General features: G+C 67.6%; 4 protein-coding genes and 1 pseudogene. 4 read left to right on the top strand and 1 reads right to left on the bottom strand.

The genetic code is table 11. The features are described 5' to 3' along the window. Positions 1–1,026 precede the first annotated feature (1,026 nt). A pseudogene (locus ACFYWI_RS38280) lies at positions 1,027–1,176 on the top strand (TauD/TfdA family dioxygenase); the annotation flags it as partial. 29 nt (positions 1,177–1,205) lie between these two features. Continuing rightward, on the top strand, positions 1,206–1,373 hold the full coding sequence (locus ACFYWI_RS38285) for a hypothetical protein (RefSeq protein ID WP_389240777.1): 168 nt from the start codon (positions 1,206–1,208) through the stop codon (positions 1,371–1,373). A 244-nt stretch (positions 1,374–1,617) separates the two neighbouring features. On the opposite strand, the gene ACFYWI_RS38290 is transcribed toward ACFYWI_RS38285, so the two are convergent. After that, a complete protein-coding gene (locus tag ACFYWI_RS38290; protein ID WP_389240771.1) occupies positions 1,618–1,950 on the bottom strand; it encodes a hypothetical protein in 333 nt (110 codons plus the stop codon). A gap of 62 nt (positions 1,951–2,012) precedes the next feature. On the opposite strand from ACFYWI_RS38290, the gene ACFYWI_RS38295 reads away from it, so the two are divergent. Next, positions 2,013–2,399, top strand: a complete 387-nt coding sequence (locus tag ACFYWI_RS38295; protein WP_389240773.1) for a hypothetical protein — start codon at positions 2,013–2,015, stop codon at positions 2,397–2,399. After that, positions 2,396–2,728, top strand: a complete 333-nt coding sequence (locus ACFYWI_RS38300; RefSeq protein ID WP_389240775.1) for a 4Fe-4S binding protein — start codon at positions 2,396–2,398, stop codon at positions 2,726–2,728. The genes ACFYWI_RS38295 and ACFYWI_RS38300 overlap by 4 nt, the downstream gene beginning before the upstream one ends. Positions 2,729–3,725: the final 997 nt, after the last annotated feature.

Genomic DNA, 3,725 nt, shown 5'->3' on the forward strand with positions numbered 1-3,725 from the left:
ACCCGCTACGACAAAACCGCCGAGTCCTACCAGGCAGCCGTAACCCTCGCCTCGCTGCTGATGTGGGCGTGACACTTTGACGACAACTCCTAGCGCCCTCGAAGATCAGGGAACGCCGTCGTCGAGGGCGCCGGAGAACAACCGGAACCGCACGGTGCTGGCCGAAGGGCAGCACGACGACCTCGTTGCAGTCCTCAACCGGACTCTTCTCCTCGCTCAGTGGCCGGTGCTGCGCACGCTGGTCAGCCAGCACATTCGCCACCTGTGGAGGACGCTTTCCCCGTGCTCGCCGGCCGGACGTCCGACGCTCGGACATGGTGCGAAATTACGTCGACGGTCATGTCGGCCGTGGCGAGGATTCCCTCCTGACCACGCGGATCGCCTGCGCCGCCCAGATCCCGCCGCTTCGGTCTGAAGGGGCGAAGCAGTTCAAGGTTTCCGCGATGTGAGACCTGTCTGGAACCTATTGACCGAAAGCGTCGACGTCTGCTCAACTCACGTTCCATGACCCCGCGCGTGGATTTGACTCGGCGGCGCCACATCGACCTGGCGCACGTCTCCAGCGCGTCCTGTCGCCGTTGATCCGGAGAGCATGTCGCTGAGCCGGAAAACGTGTCGCTGATCCGCAAAGCGGCCCTCGGCAGCGATCGGTGTGCGCCGAAGCCGTACCTCCGGCTGGGGCGGTGCGAAGCCGCCGCCCCACCCGTGCCTCCCCGAGGGACCGCGGTACGCACCGCTTGACTGTTTCCTTCTCCTGATCCTCGCTCCGCCGCTCCGCTCACGCTGGGGAGAGGTATGTGCGGCACAGCTCGAGTTCGGCGAGGCGACGTGCCGTCAGTCAGCGGTCGCGCGACCTCCACCATACGAGTCTGACCTTCATCTGGCACTCCTCGAGTAGTCGTCGGTCCCTCACATCACGCCCTAACCGAGGTCTGACTTCGCGGCCGTTCATCCCTGCCCATGACCCGTTCACTCCGACTCTCGGCACCCGGCGGTGCCCCCCGAATTCCTTGAGAGGGACCTCCCATGTCTCCGTCCATCCGCAAGCTCACGGGCCGCATCGGCGCGCTCGTCGAGGGCGTCGACTTCGCGGCGCCCCCCGACCCCTCGACGATCACGACGCTCCGTCATGCCCTCAACGAGCACAAGGCGATCGTGTTCGACAATGTGAATCTCGACAACGCCGCTCAGGAGCGTGTGGCCGGGTGGTTCGGCGACCTGACAACCGCCCACCGAACGTGCCGGCCGCCGACGGTACGACCACCGTGCTCGCCGTCGACAGTGAGACATCGAAGGCGAACGAGTGGCACACAGAAGTCGTGCGTGTCGAGGCGGGTGCGGTGGTGCTGGCTGCCGGCGGATGCGCGTTCTAGTCCAAGACCCTTGGCTGTGACGTCAACACGGGAGACGGCGCCCTCCTGGCCGCCGAGGCGGGAGCACAGCTGCCCGGGATGGAGTTCTCCAACTCCTACGCCATAGCCCCGAAGGGCACGTCGCTGACCAAGACCGCCTACTACTCCTGGGCGACTTCCACCACTCCGACGGCTCGGTGCTCGAAGGCGCAGCGAGCAAGGGCGGCTGGTCGGCGATCGCGAGGGCCCTCCTCAAGGAACCGGTCTACGCCCGGATCGACCGTGCCATGCCGGACGAACAGCGCGCGATGCGTTGGGGCCAGCCGAACTTCTTCCTGGTTTTCGACCGGCTGGGCATCGATCCGTTCACCGACCTGTTCGAGATCACCCTGCTCGCCGAGGGCACGGTGAGGGGCACGGGCGGAGTGCGGATCGCAGGCGAGGACTGCTCGACCGACGTCCCGGGCCTGTACGCGGCCGGCGACACCGCGACAAGGGAGCTGATCTGCGGTGGCTTCACCGGAGGCGGCAGCCACAACGCCGCGTGGGCGGCCTCCTCGGGCAGCTGGGCGGGCCGGGGTGCCGCCGCGTTCGCCACCCGGCGAGGCCGTCCGCGAGCTGCGGGGAGTGGGTACGGCCGGCCTGCGTCCGACCGGCGCCGTGACCGTCAGCCATCGCGAGGTCGTCGCCGACGTGCAGCGAGAGGTGCTGCCCTACGACCGCAACTACTTGCGGGACGCGGATCGTCTCGGGCCGGCTCTGCACTCGTTGCACGGGACGTGGTCCGTGGTGCGCGAAGGTCTGGGCGCGAGCGGCGAGGAAGCGTTCCGGGCCAGGGAAGCGGCCGCGGTGGTGGCACACGGGCGCTGGATGTACCACGCGGCTCTGCACCGGACCGAGTCAGGCGGGATGCACAAGCGCGTCGACCGACCGGCGCAGGACCCGGCCCAGCACTACCGGTTGCTCACGGGTGGGCTCGACGAGGTCTGGAGCCGTCCGGAGTCGGTGCCGCACGCGATGGCTCTCGGAGGAGGTCGAGCGGCATGATCGAGATCGTCGAGCGGGACCGCTGCGTCGGATGCGACCTGTGCATCGACGTGTGCCCGACGCGCGTGTTCGACCGAGGGCCCGACGGGGTCCCGGTGATTGCGAGACAGGACAGCTGCCAGACCTGCTTCCAGTGTGAGGCGTACTGCCCGACCGACGCGCTGTTCGTTGCACCGCTTGTGACCGCGGTTGCTTCCGGCTCGCGCTTCCGTGATGTGAGTGAACTCGAGGAATCCGGCCTGTTCGGCGGGTACCGGCGCGAGCTCGGCTGGGGCAAGGGAAGGGCGCTTGGTGCCCGTACGGCGGTCGGACCCGAGTTCCCCGATTGAGCCCTGACCCATCCTGCTGAATGGGTTTTCTCGGTTGTCGAACGACCTGGGCGGGTAACGAGCGACCGTTCTCGGTATGGGGCGGCCTGCGTCCCATGTGGGCCGGACACCGTCGTCATCCGGGGTCACGCTCCGGACCGGGATCCGGTGGGTGACATCGGTGCGTGCACTAACTGGACTCCCAGAACCGACGTCGACCGTCTGTGGCAGGCGTTCCGGCGGCGCCTCGACATCGACACACCTTCCGGCTGCCCTGGGTCTGTTCCGACTGCATGGCCGCTCGCAGCAGCGCCACAGTGTGCTGTGCGGCGTCCCGGGACAACTCGTCTCCGGCCGTACGGGCGGTCTCCTCCAGGAGTGCTGCGGCGGCCTGGAGGACGCCGACGTGTACGGCAACGGTGCGGAGCGAGGGCTGCGGCTGCCTGGTCAGCCGGCGACGCCGCGGCGCCCTGTGGGGATGAGTGTGCTGACGCCCCCGCCCGAGGGCTCGGTCGCGGGAGGACTGTGAGGTGGAGGCTGTGGTCATCGCCCAAGTGTCCCGTAGCACCGGTCTGCTGACGCCCCGAAAGACTGTCTAGTCTCTCCGTTGGCGCATCCCCTGAGTGAGACCTCGACCCCGTTTCAGCCCTCAGCTTCCGCGCGCAATCCGGCGGCCGGCGCCCGATTCCTTGGCGCCGGCCGAACTTGGCATCCTAGACTGACCGGTGGCCTGCGTTCCCGCAGCGCCTCCCAGCGCTTGTCAGCCTGGATTGGGGTTGTTCCACACCGTGCCCTTGACCGTGATGCGGTTGTGCTCAAAGTTGGCATGAGGCTCGGTGGCGGTGACGGTCAGGTAGGTCATGCGCTTCTCGTCAGTTCAGACGCAGAAGCGGTCGCCTACGTCGGCGTTGACATAGAAGACCTGCCTAGGAGTTGTCGTCAAAGTGTCACGCCCACATCAGCAGCGAGGCGAGGGTTACGGCTGCCTGGTAGGACTCGGCGGTTTTGTCGTAGCGGG

It is taken from the genome of Streptomyces sp. NPDC002889, from assembly GCF_042888425.1.
Classification (GTDB): Bacteria; Actinomycetota; Actinomycetes; order Streptomycetales; family Streptomycetaceae; genus Streptomyces.